15 protein-coding genes are annotated in these 14,748 nt (G+C 69.7%); 11 read left to right on the top strand and 4 right to left on the bottom strand.

Annotation, left to right across the window (positions count from 1 at the left end):
* Positions 1-180: 180 nt before the first annotated feature.
* The 4 genes from AC3EGR_RS01255 to AC3EGR_RS01240 all read left to right on the top strand — a co-directional run bounded on the left by AC3EGR_RS01255 (position 181) and on the right by AC3EGR_RS01240 (position 5,792).
* On the top strand, positions 181-2,088 hold the full coding sequence (locus tag AC3EGR_RS01255; RefSeq protein ID WP_488544608.1) for a carbohydrate binding domain-containing protein: 1,908 nt from the start codon (positions 181-183) through the stop codon (positions 2,086-2,088).
* Between the two features lie 170 nt (positions 2,089-2,258).
* Positions 2,259-3,728 (top strand): hypothetical protein, encoded by a 1,470-nt coding sequence (locus AC3EGR_RS01250; RefSeq protein ID WP_488544607.1) that lies wholly within the window; start codon positions 2,259-2,261, stop codon positions 3,726-3,728.
* 4 nt (positions 3,729-3,732) lie between these two features.
* A complete protein-coding gene (locus tag AC3EGR_RS01245; RefSeq protein ID WP_488544606.1) occupies positions 3,733-4,644 on the top strand; it encodes a hypothetical protein in 912 nt (303 codons plus the stop codon).
* 23 nt (positions 4,645-4,667) lie between these two features.
* The gene (locus AC3EGR_RS01240) at positions 4,668-5,792 is read left to right on the top strand and encodes a TAXI family TRAP transporter solute-binding subunit (protein WP_488544605.1); all 1,125 of its coding nucleotides are present in this window, start codon (positions 4,668-4,670) and stop codon (positions 5,790-5,792) included.
* 48 nt (positions 5,793-5,840) lie between these two features.
* On the opposite strand, the gene AC3EGR_RS01235 is transcribed toward AC3EGR_RS01240, so the two are convergent.
* Positions 5,841-6,218, bottom strand: coding sequence for a PH domain-containing protein (locus AC3EGR_RS01235; RefSeq protein ID WP_488544604.1), 378 nt, complete (start codon positions 6,216-6,218; stop codon positions 5,841-5,843).
* A 210-nt stretch (positions 6,219-6,428) separates the two neighbouring features.
* Between AC3EGR_RS01235 and AC3EGR_RS01230 the strand changes: the two genes are divergently transcribed.
* Entirely contained in the window at positions 6,429-7,850 is a 1,422-nt protein-coding gene (locus AC3EGR_RS01230; RefSeq protein WP_488544603.1) for an amidase, read from the top strand.
* Positions 7,851-7,894: 44 nt separating this feature from the next.
* Here the strand turns inward: AC3EGR_RS01230 and AC3EGR_RS01225 are convergent, their stop codons facing one another.
* The 3 genes from AC3EGR_RS01225 to rraA all read right to left on the bottom strand — a co-directional run bounded on the left by AC3EGR_RS01225 (position 7,895) and on the right by rraA (position 9,181).
* Positions 7,895-8,056, bottom strand: a complete 162-nt coding sequence (locus AC3EGR_RS01225) for a hypothetical protein (protein WP_488544602.1) — start codon at positions 8,054-8,056, stop codon at positions 7,895-7,897.
* A 239-nt stretch (positions 8,057-8,295) separates the two neighbouring features.
* The gene (locus AC3EGR_RS01220; protein WP_488544601.1) at positions 8,296-8,547 is read right to left on the bottom strand and encodes a hypothetical protein; all 252 of its coding nucleotides are present in this window, start codon (positions 8,545-8,547) and stop codon (positions 8,296-8,298) included.
* 94 nt (positions 8,548-8,641) lie between these two features.
* A complete protein-coding gene (gene rraA, locus AC3EGR_RS01215; RefSeq protein ID WP_488544600.1) occupies positions 8,642-9,181 on the bottom strand; it encodes a ribonuclease E activity regulator RraA in 540 nt (179 codons plus the stop codon).
* Positions 9,182-9,314: 133 nt separating this feature from the next.
* Here rraA and AC3EGR_RS01210 point away from each other — a divergent pair, with 133 nt between their 5' ends.
* The 6 genes from AC3EGR_RS01210 to AC3EGR_RS01185 all read left to right on the top strand — a co-directional run bounded on the left by AC3EGR_RS01210 (position 9,315) and on the right by AC3EGR_RS01185 (position 14,732).
* Positions 9,315-10,595 (top strand): DUF445 domain-containing protein, encoded by a 1,281-nt coding sequence (locus tag AC3EGR_RS01210; protein ID WP_488544599.1) that lies wholly within the window; start codon positions 9,315-9,317, stop codon positions 10,593-10,595.
* Positions 10,596-10,717: 122 nt separating this feature from the next.
* On the top strand, positions 10,718-11,566 hold the full coding sequence (locus AC3EGR_RS01205) for an FkbM family methyltransferase (protein ID WP_488544598.1): 849 nt from the start codon (positions 10,718-10,720) through the stop codon (positions 11,564-11,566).
* Between the two features lie 170 nt (positions 11,567-11,736).
* Positions 11,737-12,807: a sigma 54-interacting transcriptional regulator gene (locus AC3EGR_RS01200; protein WP_488544597.1), complete on the top strand. Its 1,071-nt coding sequence runs from the start codon at positions 11,737-11,739 to the stop codon at positions 12,805-12,807.
* A 210-nt stretch (positions 12,808-13,017) separates the two neighbouring features.
* On the top strand, positions 13,018-13,278 hold the full coding sequence (locus tag AC3EGR_RS01195) for a hypothetical protein (RefSeq protein WP_488544596.1): 261 nt from the start codon (positions 13,018-13,020) through the stop codon (positions 13,276-13,278).
* Between the two features lie 3 nt (positions 13,279-13,281).
* On the top strand, positions 13,282-13,893 hold the full coding sequence (locus tag AC3EGR_RS01190; protein WP_488544595.1) for a Pvc16 family protein: 612 nt from the start codon (positions 13,282-13,284) through the stop codon (positions 13,891-13,893).
* Positions 13,890-14,732: a hypothetical protein gene (locus tag AC3EGR_RS01185; RefSeq protein WP_488544594.1), complete on the top strand. Its 843-nt coding sequence runs from the start codon at positions 13,890-13,892 to the stop codon at positions 14,730-14,732. Before AC3EGR_RS01190 ends, AC3EGR_RS01185 begins: the two co-directional genes overlap by 4 nt.
* Positions 14,733-14,748 lie beyond the last annotated feature (16 nt).

The following is a 14,748-nucleotide window of genomic DNA, read 5'->3' as shown; positions in this document are numbered from 1 at the left end:
GTCGCGGTTGCAGTCGTCCTTGCCGTTGCCGGCTGCGGTGGCGGCGGAAGTGGCGATGCCGGCCCCGCAGCGCCAGCCGCGGGCTCATCGGCGCAAGCTAACCCAGTCGAAGACTTCGCCCTGGCGCAGCAGTCCGTGAGTACGACTGCCGGAACCGTGACGCCGCTTGCGTCCGGAAACATGCTTTCCAACCCGGGTTTCGAGAACGGCACAGCGGGCTGGGTGGACTGGGGCAACACCGGCGTGGCGACTGGACAGGCGAGCACCGGCAATGCGGCGCTGCGCCTGGGAAGCGCCGCGGGCGGCGCCGGCCAGGAGATCGCAGGCATCGTGCCGGGCCACAGGTACCGGTTGAGGGCGCAGGCCAAGGTCAGCGCCGCCTCCGAGATCGCATACATCGGCGTCAATTTCACCGACGCCTCGGGCGCGCCTTTCACGCAGAACTCGGTGCTCGTCTCCAGCACCGCCTACACGACGGCCAGCCTCGATGTCGTGGCACCGCCGGACGCGGCCAGAGCACTCGTGTACGTCTGGAAGAACGCGGGCAGCGGCCAAGCTTTCGTCGACGACTTCGCGCTGCAAGACGCAGGTGACGCGCCGCCGGCACTCGCGTCGTCGGGCAACCTGGTGGCCAACGGAGGCTTCGAAGGCGGGCTCGCGGGCTGGATGGACTGGGGCAACACCAGCAGGTCCATGCCGGCCGCGGCCGGCATTTTCGCGACACAGGTCGGCACCGGCGCCGGCGGATTCGGCCAGGACGTGCGCGGCATCGTCGCCGGCAGCAGCTATCGCGTGAGTGCGCAGGCCAGGGTAAGCGACCCGGGCGAGACCGGCTACCTCGGCGTGATGTTCATCGACGACGCCGGCACCGGACTGCTGGCACAGAACGCGGTGTTCCGTTCGACGACCTATGCGTCCGTGCAAGCCGATGTGACGGCCCCGGCCGGTGCAACGAAGGCCCAGGTGTTCGTCTGGAAGAACGCCGGGGAGGGCTTCGTCCATGTCGACGAAGTGGCGCTGGTGCAGGTCGCCCCTGCCACCGCGGCCCCTGGCGCGCCCGTCGTCCTCGCAAACGTGAACTCGATTGCGCGCGGCGTGGCCGTGCTGAACAGCGGGATGCGCGTGGCCGCCTGGAGCGACGACGCCGGCGTGCACAGCCAACGCTTCGACGTGCGAGGCAGCCCGGTGGGCAGCGCGACTTCCATCGCCGCCAGCGGCACCTTCACGGGCGTGGCGGCGCTCGCAGGCGGCGGCTACGTCATCGAATACAGCCAGCCTGGCGTGGTGCTGGTGCAGGTCATGGACGCGACCGGCGCCCTGGCCGGCGCGCCGGCGGTGGTCCGCACGCAGGCGCAGGTGGAAGCGCAATCCGCGGGCCTGCGAGATCCGGCGCTCGCCGGCGGAGCCGGCGTCTACCCGCTCGGCGACGGTGGCTTCGCCGCGCAATACCGCGAGTCCCACGTGGTGACGGTCCCCGGCGACTTTCCGATCAGCTTGATGGCACGGCGCTTCGACGCGCTCGGCAACGCGCTCGGCGCGCCCGCGGCACTCGCGTCGGAGATCCCCGGCAGGCCCGCTACCAGCGCGTCCACGCCGGGCGGAGGGCTCGCCACGGCCGCGACCTTGCTCTGCCCCTGCGCGGGAAGCGGCCTCGCGCAGGTCACCGTGCGCGATGCGGCCCTGCAGAGCCAGGGCGGCTACCAGTCGCCTCCCTTCGACCAGACCACCGCCCAGGGTGGCGTGGGGCTGGGCAACGGCAACTACATCGCGATCTGGACGACGATCCCGTCGGGGCCGCAAGCCCCGCAGGTGAAGGGACAGGTGTTCGCGCCGCAGGCGGGCAGTGTCACGCCGGTGCTGACGTTCGCCAATGCCGGCGCGGGCGCGCGCGTGACCGCCCTCGCAGGTGGCGGGTTCCTGCTGTCCTGGGGCGACTTCGCGCAGGCCTTCGATGCGAATGCGCAGCCCCAAGGCGCCGTGCTGCAGATCCTGGACGGGAGCATCGCGGCAACGCCGGATGGCGGGTTCGTCGTGGTCGCGCAGGTCGGAATGCAACTGGTCGAACAGCAGTACCGCGTCGGCATTTGAGACGCGCGCAAAGCGGGCCCGGCTGAGCCATCTCCCGGGTTTGTGCGACAGACAGTTCTTATCGCTTCTTACAAAGAGCGGGGATTCTTGTCACGTTCAAATTCGGCTCCGCCGAGTTAAATCGTCCTCCTTAGGCTGTGGACAGGCGGTCGGGCCCCAGGAGGCGAGACATGCAAGATCAGGTGGAGCCGTGGGTGCTGGGTTCCGGGACCTGGCATCGTGACCGGCGGTCCGAGGAGTGGCGGCTCGTCGCCACGCGGGCCGGGGCCGCTGTCGATCCGAGCGTCCCGGCGCGGGACGTTGCCCGCCTGGTCGACGCACGCCCCGACCCGGACAGCGGCAAGTGGTTTCCGCCCGATTTCAGGTACTCGCTGCTCACCGGCGCTCCCCTGCCTGCTCCCTCCCCTTCGCCGCAGCCGTCCTGGGTGCCACCCTTCGGCGAATCCCCCGTCTCGCCGGCGGAACGCGTGGCCCGGGGCGTGCGGCGCACATCGGTCCCGCTGGCGCTGGCGCGGGCAGACGAACGCTCGGCGACTGACCGGCCCGAGGTCACCCTGCCGCCGCTGCCGCGGGGCCAGTACCGCTTCGTCGTCGACAGGTTCGACGTCGCCTGCCCGACCCTCCTGGCCATCGAGCCCGAACAAGGCAAGCTCTCGGTGCTGCTGCCGGAGTCGCTGCAGTGGATGCCGCTGCAGCCCACGGCAAGCAGGAGCTGGGCGCAGCGCCTGCGCAACCCGCGCGGCTGGCGCATGGAGCTTGTCCACGGCGAGGGCCAGGCCACGGCGTATTGCCCGTCCGTGACGGGGCTCGCGGCGATCACGCCCAGCGTGTTCGGGCTGCGCTACAGCGTCGACTTCGCCGGGGACGGTCCCGCGGTGGGCGGCGCCGTGGCATGGGGAGGCGAGATCTGGCTTCCCGTGCACGGGAAGCGCGGCATGGTGCACCTGGTGGGCCAGCCTTACGGCAAAGGCGGGCACACGACGATCGTGTTGTCGACGCAGGCCCCCGTGCCGGCCCATGGGTTCGAAGCGCCCGTCTTCAACGACCTGCACGTCACCTGGCCTTGCGAGCAGGGCCAGCTGGTGCTGCAACTGGACGCCGACGGCCAGAAGCAAGTCGCGTGGATCCCATGGCCCGCGGAGCTCAAGCCCGTCTTCGGCATGGGCTGCCCCTACATGCAGCGCAATGGCAGCTTCTGGCAGTTGTGCGCGAGGAACGACGGTGCGGCCTTCGACCATGTGCAGATGGCGGTCGCGTCGCCCGAATCCGCATCGCTGGACGCGCTGCGCCTGTGCACGGGACGCGTGTGCTACCGCGATACGTCGCGCATCGACGACGGCCGATGGCGGCGGACGCAGGCGGACGGGCCCGCCGAAGTCGTGGTGCCCTTGCTCGAGTCCGCGCAGGATGGGGTGGTGCTGGGGCTCCGGATGGAAGCGCGCCACGGGGTACCCGCGCACCTCGGCAACGAGCCGAGCCGCGCCATCCTGCAGGTCGAGGCGGAGGGCCAGCCCGCGGTGTCGTTCGGCGAGATCGTGGTGACGAGGCCATGGCTGGCGCTGCCGTTCGTGCACGACGGCCATCTCTGGATCCACCATCCCGACCTGGCGCGCGCGCTCGGCTGGCAACTGAAGGCCTAGCGTCATGAGCGTCACCGCGACCCCGCGCGCGAGCTGCAGCTTCTGCCGCGAGGCATGGTTCGGCAACGTCGCCTACTGCCCGTATTGCGGGCATGCGTCGACCGGGGCACGCGCGACCGCAGCGAATCCGCCAACCGAAGCAGCCGTCCCCAAACCGGTCGACATCGCGCCCGTGCCTCACGTCGCGCCCGTGCCTCACGTCGCGCCCGTGCCTCACGTCGCGCCGGTGCCCCATGTCGCACCGGTGCCCCACGTGGCGTCGGTGCCCCACGTGGCGTCGGTGCCCCACGTGGCGTCGGTTCCCCACGTCGCATCGGTGCCCCACATCGCACCGGAGCCCCGCGAAGCGGCGCCGGTCCACGTCGCGTCGGTGCCCCATGTCGCGTCGATGGTCCACGTCGCACCGGTAGCCGAGTTCACGCCGGCGACCAGCGTCGCCTCGGCTGCGGGCGTCGCGCCCGCAGCCGGCGTCGCGCCAGCGGTGGACTTCGCGTCATTGCCCGACGTCGCACCGGCGGTCGACTTCGATCCCTTCGACCCATCGCCCGATGGCGGCGCGGAGCGCCGGCACGCGAAGCACGCCGTGCCCGTCGACAAGCCGCGTGCGCGCTGGTCGCCCCTGGCACTGGCCACGGTGCTCGGCTGCATCGTGCTCGCCGCGGTCGTGCTCTTCGCCGGCCAGCTGGGCCTGAAGTCCGGCCAGGCAGGAATGCAGGGCGCGGCGCGTGCGCCGGCCGCGGACGCTGCACGCAGCGTCGCGCTGCAGCCGGCCGCGGCCGTGCCTGCATCGGGACCCGCCGTGACGCGCGCCGACGTGGAGCCGGCGGGGCAGCAGCCGGCACCGCCGCCGCCCGCACCCAAGCGGGCGCTCTGCTCGGTCGCCAACGAGGCGGCGGGCTTGTGCCGTGCGCAATGAACCTGGACACCGAAGGAGACGTCATGCATGCAGTAGATGGAACGGTCCGGACCTGGCTGGGATGGGTGCTCAAGGTGCTGCTGTCCGCGGCCCTGCTGACCGCGGCGGCTTCGGCCGAAGTCATCGTGACCGGCGGCAAGACCGGCACGTACTACCAGATCGGAAACAACCTCAGGGACTTCGTCGCGCCCTCGCTGGAGGTGCGGGAATCCAAGGGCTCCTGGGCGAACGTCGAGGAGCTGAGCCAGACCAAGGGGGTCGGGCTGGCGATCGTGCAATCCGACGTCTATGCGGCCTTCGTGTACCTGCGCGACAGCCCGCAGGTGCCGCGCGAGACCCGCCGGCAGTACGCGCAGCTGCTCGCGAGCCTGCGCGTGTTCATGCCGCTGTACCGCGAGGAGATCCACTTCCTGGTCCGCAAGGACAGCCCCCTCGAATACATCCACCAGATCAAGGGCTCGCGCATCTGGATGGATGCCGAGAAGAGCGGCACCTACCTCACCGCGCTGAACATCTACAGCAAGATGTTCAAGGAAAGGCCCGTCATCGTGGCGCCCTTCGTGAATCCCACGGTGACCGGTGACGACGAAGGAACGAAGACCCGGCGTTCGGCCCTGATGGTCCTGGGCGATCCCGACTACTACAAGGATTTCCCGAAGATGGACGTGGTCGTCCTGGTGGGCGGCCAGCCGCTCAAGCTGCTGGCAACGAACATTCCGGACAACCTGAAGCTGCTGAAGTTCGACCCGAACCACCCCGCATCGGCGAAGCTGCTGCAGGAATACCAGAAGGCCGACATCCAGAAGGCGAGTTATCCCGCGCTGAACATCGCCGATGCCACCCTGCCCTCGCTTTCGGTGGACTCCTACCTGATCACCGCGAGCTTCATCGACGCGGACCGCCGGCAGTTCGTGTCCGCGCTGGCGGACGGCTTCTGCGAAAAGTTCGACGTCCTGCAGGCGAAGGGCCACCCGAAGTGGAAGGCCCTGACCTGGAAGCCGGGATCGCCCCTGCCTGCGCTCAGCGCGGGCTGGCAGTACTCGCCGCTGGCCAGGGAACGATTGAGCCGCTGCCAGGTGCAGGAAGCGGCTGCGCCTCCGCCCAGCGCGTGCAAGCCGCAGGACCGGTTCGCGGGGCTGTGCCGGTGATGCGTGGGCGCCGGCGTCTGCTGGTGGTGGCCGGCGGCGCCTGGGGCACTACCGAAGCACGTAGCTGGCCAGGACAGCTTGCACTTCGTAGATGCTCAACTTCTTGTTGAACTGTTTCTGGATGGGAGCGGCCGCGCCCGAGATCCAGATCTTGAGTTCCGCGTCCAGGTCGAACGTGCCGGCCGTTTCGACACTGAAGTGCGTGATGCTCTTGTACGGGATCGAGTGGTATTCGACCTTGCTGCCCGTCAGGCCCTGCTTGTCCACGAGCACGAAGCGCTTGTCGGTAAAGACGAAGTAGTCCCGGATCAGCTGGTAGGCATGCTGGACCGACTCTCCAGGCGCCAGGATCTGCGCGAACTCCTGCTGGATCCTTGCCGGGTCGATCTTCGCTGCGTTTCCGAGCATTCCGTCGAGAAGTCCCATCTCACCTCCTGTTGATCGCGGGGGTTATACAGCAGGGGAGTGCCGGATCCGCAGGCAGCTTCCCTCCCTGGATGCACGCGTCCGCTATGCGTGGCCCATGCGATCGGGCCAGTATTTGAATCGGAGAGGCGAACCTGATGCGGGCTAACTCTCCTGCCCGCGCGCAGCGCGCGTGCTAGCCTGCTCCTGCGCCCGCATCCGGAGGACCGCATGCCCGATTTCCCCGCCGACCTGGCCGACGCACCAGCGCATCTGCTCGGACGCCTCTTCGCCTCCGGCGCGGCGTCGCCCGTGGAAGCGTGCCGCGCCGTGCTGGCCCGCATCGAGCGTTTCAATCCCGAGTTCAAGGCGTTCGTGCGCGTGGACGCGCAAGGCGCGCTGGACGCAGCGCGCGCGAGCGAGGCGCGCTGGCGCGGCAGGACGGCGCTCGGGCCGCTGGACGGCGTGCCGGTGTCCATCAAGGACCTGATCCTCACCAAGGGCCTGCCGACGCTGCGCGGCAGCTTCACGGTCGACGAGGACCAGCCGTGGGACGTCGATGCGCCGGTGGCGGCCCGGTTGCGCGAAGCGGGCGCCGTCCTCCTGGGCAAGACGGCGACGCCGGAATTCGGCTGCAAGGGCGAAACCAATTCGCCCCGCAGCGGCTTGACGCGCAATCCCTGGAACCCGGCACGCACGCCGGGCGGCTCGTCGGGTGGCGCCGCCGCCGCGGTGGCGCTGGGGATGGGCCCCATCGCCGTCGGCACGGACGGCGCGGGTTCGGTGCGCATCCCGGCAGCCTTCTGCGGCACTTTCGGCCTCAAGCCCAGCTTCGGTCGCGTGCCGGCCCATCCTCTGTCGCCCATGGGAACGGTGGCACACCTGGGGCCGCACACCATGGACGTGCGCGACGCGGCCCTGGCGATGAACGTGATGAAACGTCCCGACGCGCGCGACTGGACCTCGCTGCCGCCCAACGACGACGACTACACCGCCGTCCTGCGGCAGGGCCTCGCCGCGCTGCGCATCGCCTGGTCGCCGCGCCTGGGCTATGCGCAGGTGCACCCCGAAGTCGCGGCGGCCGTGCGCGCTGCGGTGGACTCGCTCGCGGACGCCGGCGCGCACGTCGAAGAGGTGGACCCCGGATTCGAGGATCCGCTCGAGATCACCACCGGCCTGTGGTTCGCCGGCGCCTGGATGGTGTGGAACACGCTCACGCCGGAGCAGCAGGCGCGCACCGATCCGGACTTCCGCGCACAGGCGCAGCTGGGGAGCCAGGTGTCGGCGCTGCAGCTCCAGCAATTGCACGTGCGTCGCGGCGCGCTCGGATCGCACATGCGGCAGTTCATGGAGCGTTACGACCTGCTGGTGACGCCCTCGGTCGCGGTGCCCGCCTTCGAGATCCGTCCGCCGGGCTCGGTGCCCATGTCGCCGCAGGCGATGCTCGCGTGGACTCCCTTCAGCTATCCGTTCAACCTGACGCAGCAGCCTGCGTGCACGATCCCCTGCGGCCTCACCGCCGACGGACTGCCGATCGGCATCCAGTTCGTGGGGCCGATGTTCCGGGACGAACTCGTGCTGCGCGCCGCGGCCGCGTACGAGGCTATCCGGCCTATCCCGCGGCCGCCGCTTGCCGTGGATCGCACACCGTAATCCTGACCGCGCTCGCTTCGCCCCGAAGCGGCGGGTGGACGGCCCTACCAGCCCGTGCCGTACGTGGACTCGAAGTCGTTCTTGTCGTTCACGTACTTGATCATGTCCGGGTACATCGGGTCGACGTTCTTCATCTGCCAACTGGCGATCTTGTACCGTAGCCAGCGCCACAGGAACACGATCATGTTGGTTTCGAGGACGGACATGGGTTTGCCCCACGGACCGGTCCTCTTCCCGGGGGATCACGGCGGCGCCGATCGCCCGGGCGCGGAGGAACCCGGCCGGCTGGGCCTGCCAGTATCTGCGGGACCGGGGCGCGCCGGACACCGGCCGTCCGCATTCCCCTTCCTTGCGTCGGAATCGCGCAACTTTTGGGTGCGCCCTGGTGGCCTGCGCGCGCTTCGGACGCGGCAGCCGCCCCATCTCCGACGCTGTCAGCGCGGGCTCACTTCTTCGGAGGCGAGCCCATCTTGCCCTGCATCACCGCGAGCAGGTGCTGCTTCGCTTCGGCCAGTTGCGCCTTGTCGGCGTCGTGGACCTTGCGGAAGAAGGCGGCGCACTCCGGCGAGTTCGCAGCTTCCGCATCCTTGATGTACTGGTCGTACGCCATCAGCGCCTGCGCCTTGTTCTGGATCAGCGTGACCCAGTCGTACTCGAGGTCGCTCAGCGGATGCCGATCGGCGGACTTTTCCTGCATGACCATTCCTTTCCCCGATGAGAGGGTGTGCAGGGCAGGATACGACAGAGCCGCACGCCGGTGTGGCTCAACCAGTCCTCCAGCGCGCGGGAACTCAGCTCCGTCCTTGCGCGAAGGCCGCCGTCGCCGCCACCTGGCCGCCGACGTCGAGGTCCGCCTCGCTCACGCCGGCAGGCAGCACGATCACGCCGTCGTCGTCCGCGACCAGCCGGTTGCCGGGCGTGAAGCTCACGCCGCCGAACTGCAGCACCACGTCCACCGCCCCCTTCCCCTGGGGAAGGGCGCGGCGGGGCACCGTCCCCAGTGCCTTGACGCCGATGTCCATCGCGTCCAGTTCATTGCGGTCGCGCACGCAGCCGTTGACGACCACGCCTTCCCAGCCATTGCGATGAACGATGCCGCCCATCACATCCCCGAACAGGGCACGCCATGGCAGGCTCGCACCATCCACGACCAGGACCTGCCCCGCGCCGGGACTGTGCAGGAGGTCACGCAGCGCAGCCAGTCCTTCGTCGCACCGCACCGTGCGGATCGTCCCGGCAAAACTTCGCCTGCGGCCGAAGCCGGCAAAAGCAAGCTCGCACACCTGCGCGTCGGCGCAGGCATCACAAAGGTCCGACGTCTTCCAGTTCATGGCCGTAGTCTCGCCGATTGGCAGGTGGCGGGAGAACTCTGGCAGACTGCCTGCGGCGCGCGCGCGAACCCTTCGGCTGTTCGTCTCGGCAGGTCGGGCCACGCGCAACGATCCAGCCGCACCGGAGGGCACCGTGGAGCACAAACGGCAGGAACTCGCTTTCGCCAAGCGCAAGGCCGGCTTGCTGCTGGCCGCCGCGGCATGCATCTTCGCGATGACGATGCTGGTCACGCCGAACCCATGGGTGCTCGCCGTCCGCGCGATCACCGAGGCAGCGATGGTGGGCGGGCTGGCCGACTGGTTCGCGGTGAGCGCACTGTTCCGCCGCATCCCCACCGGCATTCCCTTCATCACGGCGCACACCGACGTCATCCCGCGCAGCAAGGACCGCATCGCCGAGAACCTCTCCGCCTTCGTCAAGGAGAAGTTCCTGGCGCCCCAGACGCTGGTCGAACTGATCCGCCAGCACGACCCGTCGCGGTATGTCGCCGACTGGCTCACCGTCCCGGCGAACGCGCGGCGCCTGGGGTCGTATCTCGCACAGGCCACGGAAGGCGCACTCCACCTGGTCGAGGACGAGCGCATCGAACAACTCGTGCGCGACGCCGCCCGGCAGGTGTTCAAGGGGGTGGACCTGACCGGCGCCCTGCGCGGCGTGCTGGACACGCTGACCAGCAATGGCCGCCACGACCAGCTGCTGGAACAGGCGCTGGACCGCGCCCTGCGGCTGATGGATCGTCCGGAGACGCGCGCCTGGATGGCAGCGCAGGTGATCGACTGGCTCAGCCAGGAGCATCCGCGCAAGCAGCGGATCCTGCCCAGGCAATGGATCGCGCAGAACGTGGCGGCTGCCATTGCGGATGCCGTCACCGGCCGCCTGGAGAGCATCCGCGCAAATCCGGCACACGCCTACCGGCAGCTGTTCGACCAGTGGGTGCGCGATTTCGTCGTGCGGCTGCAGTCCGACCCCGCGTTGCAGGCCCGCGGCGAAGACATCAAGCAGTACCTCCTGAACGACGACGCCTTCGGGACCTACGTCGGCAGCCTCTGGGGTTCGCTCAAGGCATGGCTGACGCAGGACCTGCGCAATCCGCAGTCGGTGTTCCACCAGAGCGTCGCGGCCGGCGGTGCATGGCTCGGCGAGCAACTCACGCGGGACCCGCAGCTGCGCCAGGCTCTGCGCGCGCAACTCGAGGCGGCCGCCACCCGGCTCGCGCCGCAGTTCGCCGAATTCCTGACCCGCCACGTGCGCGACACCGTGCGCGAGTGGGACGGGCGCGAGATGGCGGACCAGATCGAACTCAACATCGGCAAGGACCTGCAGGCGATCCGCGTGAACGGCACGATCGTCGGCGGCGCGATCGGCCTGGGTCTGCACCTGCTCACGCTGGTGGCGGGCCGCATTGGCGGGTGAATCCTTCGGCTTAATCCTTTGGTTTTCAAGATCGCCGGAAAGGCTCCGATTCACTTACGAATGGTTTCCGCGAGGAGGAATTTGTCGTGAGTCTCGGCATGATGGCGGGCTCTCTGCGCCCCATGCTCAACCACAAACACCTCAACCGCGTCTCCAACTACGCGCGCCACATCGCCTACTGCTTCAGGCACACGCGCCGCGGTTACCGCACGACTGCCGCCATGTCGCTCGCCTACCTGGGCCTGCACATGAAACTGTTCAGGGGACGCACCCAGACCGTGACGCTGCAGTTGCACGACTTCGATGTCGACCTCGACATGCACTCGCGCGAAGTGGCGGGGCTCTGGGAGATCTTCCAGGAACGGCAGTACCTGGAGTTGCCCTCGACCGGAACGGACGAGAAGCGGGTGGTGGTGGACGTGGGCGCGAACGTCGGCTTCTTTTCCATGAAGCAGGCGCTGCAGTTCGGTGACAAGCTCAGGCTGATCGCCTTCGAGCCCGATCCGTGGACCTACGAGCGCCTGCAGAAGAACCTGGACCGGATCCGCACGCGGACCGCCGCGGACATCCGGTGCGTCAACAGCGCCCTCGATGCCCGCCGCGGCGAAGCGAAGTTCGTGCGCGACGTGTCCGTGGAAAGCCACGTGGTCGATGGCGACAGCGATGCGGACGGCATCACCGTCCAACTCACCACCCTCGATGCCGTGGTGGAGCAGGAAGGCTTGAAGAAGATCGACCTGCTGAAGATCGACGTCGAAGGCCACGAGATGAAGGTGCTGGCCGGCGGGCAGGAGAAGGCGCTGTCGATCACCGACAACATCACGCTGGAGTATCACCAGCCGCAGTTCGTCCAGGAGATCGACGAGTTCCTGCGGCCGCATGGCTTCCGCCTGGTGAACCACAACGCCGAGAAGGCCATCCTCTCCTATACGAAGGACAAGGCACAGGCGGAGTTGGCCGCGGCAGCTTGAAGGCGGGCGCACGTCAAAGCGGGTCGCTGCGGCGACGCAACTGCTGCTCCACGCGCAGCACAGCAAAAGCCCGTAACCGCGCTGACGCCTCCGTTACGCGCTTCTCTCTCCTCCGGGGGGGCAGGTCCGGGCAGCACGGGTGCTAGATTCCGCCGGGAGGGGGGAAACCCATGCGCGACGACGCGAGCGACGGACGAGGTCCGGGCGCGATTCCATCCTTGCAGCCGGCCACCTCCCGGCGTGCGAAGCCCGACTGGGTGGGGCTCAACCTGATCGGTTCCTCCGAGCGATTCCGCCAGGCGCTGCAATACCTGCTGGAATGGGCCCGGGTCGACGCCACCGTGCTGGTGTGCGGCGAAACGGGCACCGGCAAGGAACTGGCGGCACGCGCCATCCACTACCTGAGCGCCCGCCACGGCGGGCCGTTCGTGCCGGTGAACTGCGGGGCGATCACCGACAGCCTGCTGGAGGCCGAGCTCTTCGGCCACGTGCGCGGCGCCTTCACCGACGCCAAGCAGGACGCGCGCGGCATGATCGCGCTCGCACGCGGCGGCACGCTGTTCCTCGACGAGATCGATTCGCTCAGCCCGCGGGCGCAGGCGGCGATCCTGCGCTTCGTGCAGGACCACAGCTACCGGCCGGTGGGTGCGGCCCGCTTCGAGGACGGGGACGTGCGGGTCATCGCGGCCAGCAATGCCGACCTCGAAGCCCTCAGCCGCGCCGGCCACTTCCGCCAGGACCTGCTGTTCCGCCTCAACCTGCTGAGCGTCACGCTGCCGCCCCTGCGCGAACGCGAGGGCGATGCCTTGCTGCTCGCGCAGGCCTTCGTGCGCCGGCTCTGCGCGCAATACGGCCTCCGGCGCGAGCTGGACGAAGCGAGCGCCGCCGCGCTGCAGTGCCGCCATCCCTGGCCGGGCAACGTGCGCGAACTCGAACACCGCGTCCACCGGTGCTTTCTCATGGCGCACGGAGAACGCATCGACCTTGGCCTGGTGCCGCCTGCAGGCGCCGCCGCCGTCGAAGCGCCGGTGCATCCGGGCCTCGCGTTCGCTGCGGCGAAGGCGCAGGTGATCGCGGACTTCGAGCGGCGCTATGTCCACGAACTGCTGCTGCGGGCGCAAGGCAACCTGAGCCTGGCGGCGCGCCTCGCCGGCAAGGAACGCAGCCGCTTCGGCAAGCTGGTGAAGAAGTACGGGCTGCAGCGGCCCGCCGCCGGCGAGGCGGACTCCCCGCTGCGCTGATCCCCCTTTCCCTCCTGCTGCCGCGCCCCCGAACGGGCGCGCACGCGCGCGCTCGCAGCGGGGCGCCGCCGCCCCACCCTGGCGGCCGTGCCTTGGGCGCAAGCGCCGCAGCTGCAGCGCAAGTGCTTGATTTGCTTGGCTGCCACCACCCGCTCGCCCCTGGTCCGCCGCTTGCAGTACGGGGACACAGGCACTGCACGGGCGGGTGCGATGAACACAGCGTGCCCGACCCCCGACGAGGTCGCGCAATGGATCGTGAGCTACCTCTCCCGCCATCCCGCCGCGGCGGACACGCCGCGCGGGATCCAGCGGTGGTGGCTCGCGCCGGACTACGGCGAGGCCCCGCTGGACGTGGTGGTGCAGGCACTCAAGAAACTCGAGAGAGGGCATGTGGTGGAAAAGCGCAAGAAGAAATCCCGCGGCGTGCCGGACCTCTACGGCCGCGGGCCCGCGTTCCCCGCGCAGCCCTGAGCCATGGCCAGCTACCTCGCCATCGCCGCCGTCGCACGCACCGTGCTGCGCCTGCTGGAGCAGCAATGTCCGCGCGAGGAATTCGCCGGCACGCCGACCTTCACGCTGTACCAGAGCCACGACTTCGGCGACGCGGCGATCACCGAGGGCTTCTCGGTGATGCTGTACCGCGTCACCGTCAACAGCGCGCGCAACCAGCCGCCGCGGCGCCTGCCCGACGGAACGCGGCGGCGACCGCCCCTGCCGGTGGACCTGCACTTCCTGCTCACGCCCTGGGCCGCGGAGGCCGAACGCCAGCTGCGCCTGCTTGGCTGGGCGATGCGTTTCGTGGAGGACAACTCGCTCCTGCCGGCCAACGAGCTCAATCACTCGCTCAGCCGGCGCGGCCGCGCGGTGTTCGAGCCGGAGGAGATGGTCGAACTCAGTTGCGACCCGCCCGGCCTGGCCGACTACCTGGGGCTGTGGGATAAGTACAAGGCGCGCTGGCAGACCTCGGTCACCTACGTCGCGCGCATGGTGCGGCTGGACTCCGAAGTGGCGATGCGCGACGAGGGCCTGGTGCAGGTGCGCCGGCTCGAAGCGGGCACCGAGAAATTCGCGGAGGCGGGAGCGTGAGTGCCGTATCGCTGCATCCGCGGCAGCTGCGCGACAGCCACGACGTGCTGGAACTGCGCGCGCTGTTCGGCGTGCTGTTCCGCGACAGCTTCGACGGCCGCATCGTCGCCGAGGGGCTCGACGTGGAACTGCGGCGCGCGGGCAGCGGCCCCTGGCAGCGGCTCGCATCGCATCCGCACGGCGCCTTCGCCGTCCACACGCTGCGCGGCCTGCGGCGGCCGCTCGAAGGCTCGCCGCCCACGCGGCGCTACGAGCTGCGCATGCACGATGCGCTCGCGCGCTTCCTGCCGCTGGAAGTCGCCGTGGACCTGCCGACCGAGGGCCTGTACGACCCGATGCTGGATCCCGGTTCGCCGCCAGCGAGGGAACCGGCGATCCCCTTGTACAGCGCGCCCGGCCGCACGGTGGTGGGCGGCGCCGGCACCGTGCGCGCCGCACTGCGCCGCGCCTCCGATCCCGCGCGGCCCGCTTCCTGGGCCCGCATGGAGCTCTGGTTCGGCACGACGCGCCTGGGCGAAGGCGTGGCCGACCAGGGCGGCGAACTGCTGCTGCCCTGCCGCCTGCCGCCGCCGCGCGATCCGCCGCTGCATGGCTCGCCCCCCACGCCCGCGGCCGGCTTCGAGCGCCTGCGCTGGGACGTGAACCTGCGCGCCTTCTGGGACCCGGCCCTGGCCGGCCGCGAGCGCCCGGACCTGCACGTCCTGCACACCCAGCCCGAGGTCGCGCTGCTGCGCGGCGCCGTTTCGCCGTCCACGCCACTGGGCCCGCAGGTCCTGCGCGCGGGCCTTCCCCTCGTCGCGCGCAGCGACGGCTCCCCCTTCCTGTTCGTCGGCGCCTGAGCCGAAAGGAGATCCT

The sequence above is a fragment of the Ramlibacter sp. G4-7 genome, assembly GCF_057784995.1.
This window is presented reverse-complemented; position numbering and strand designations above follow the sequence as displayed.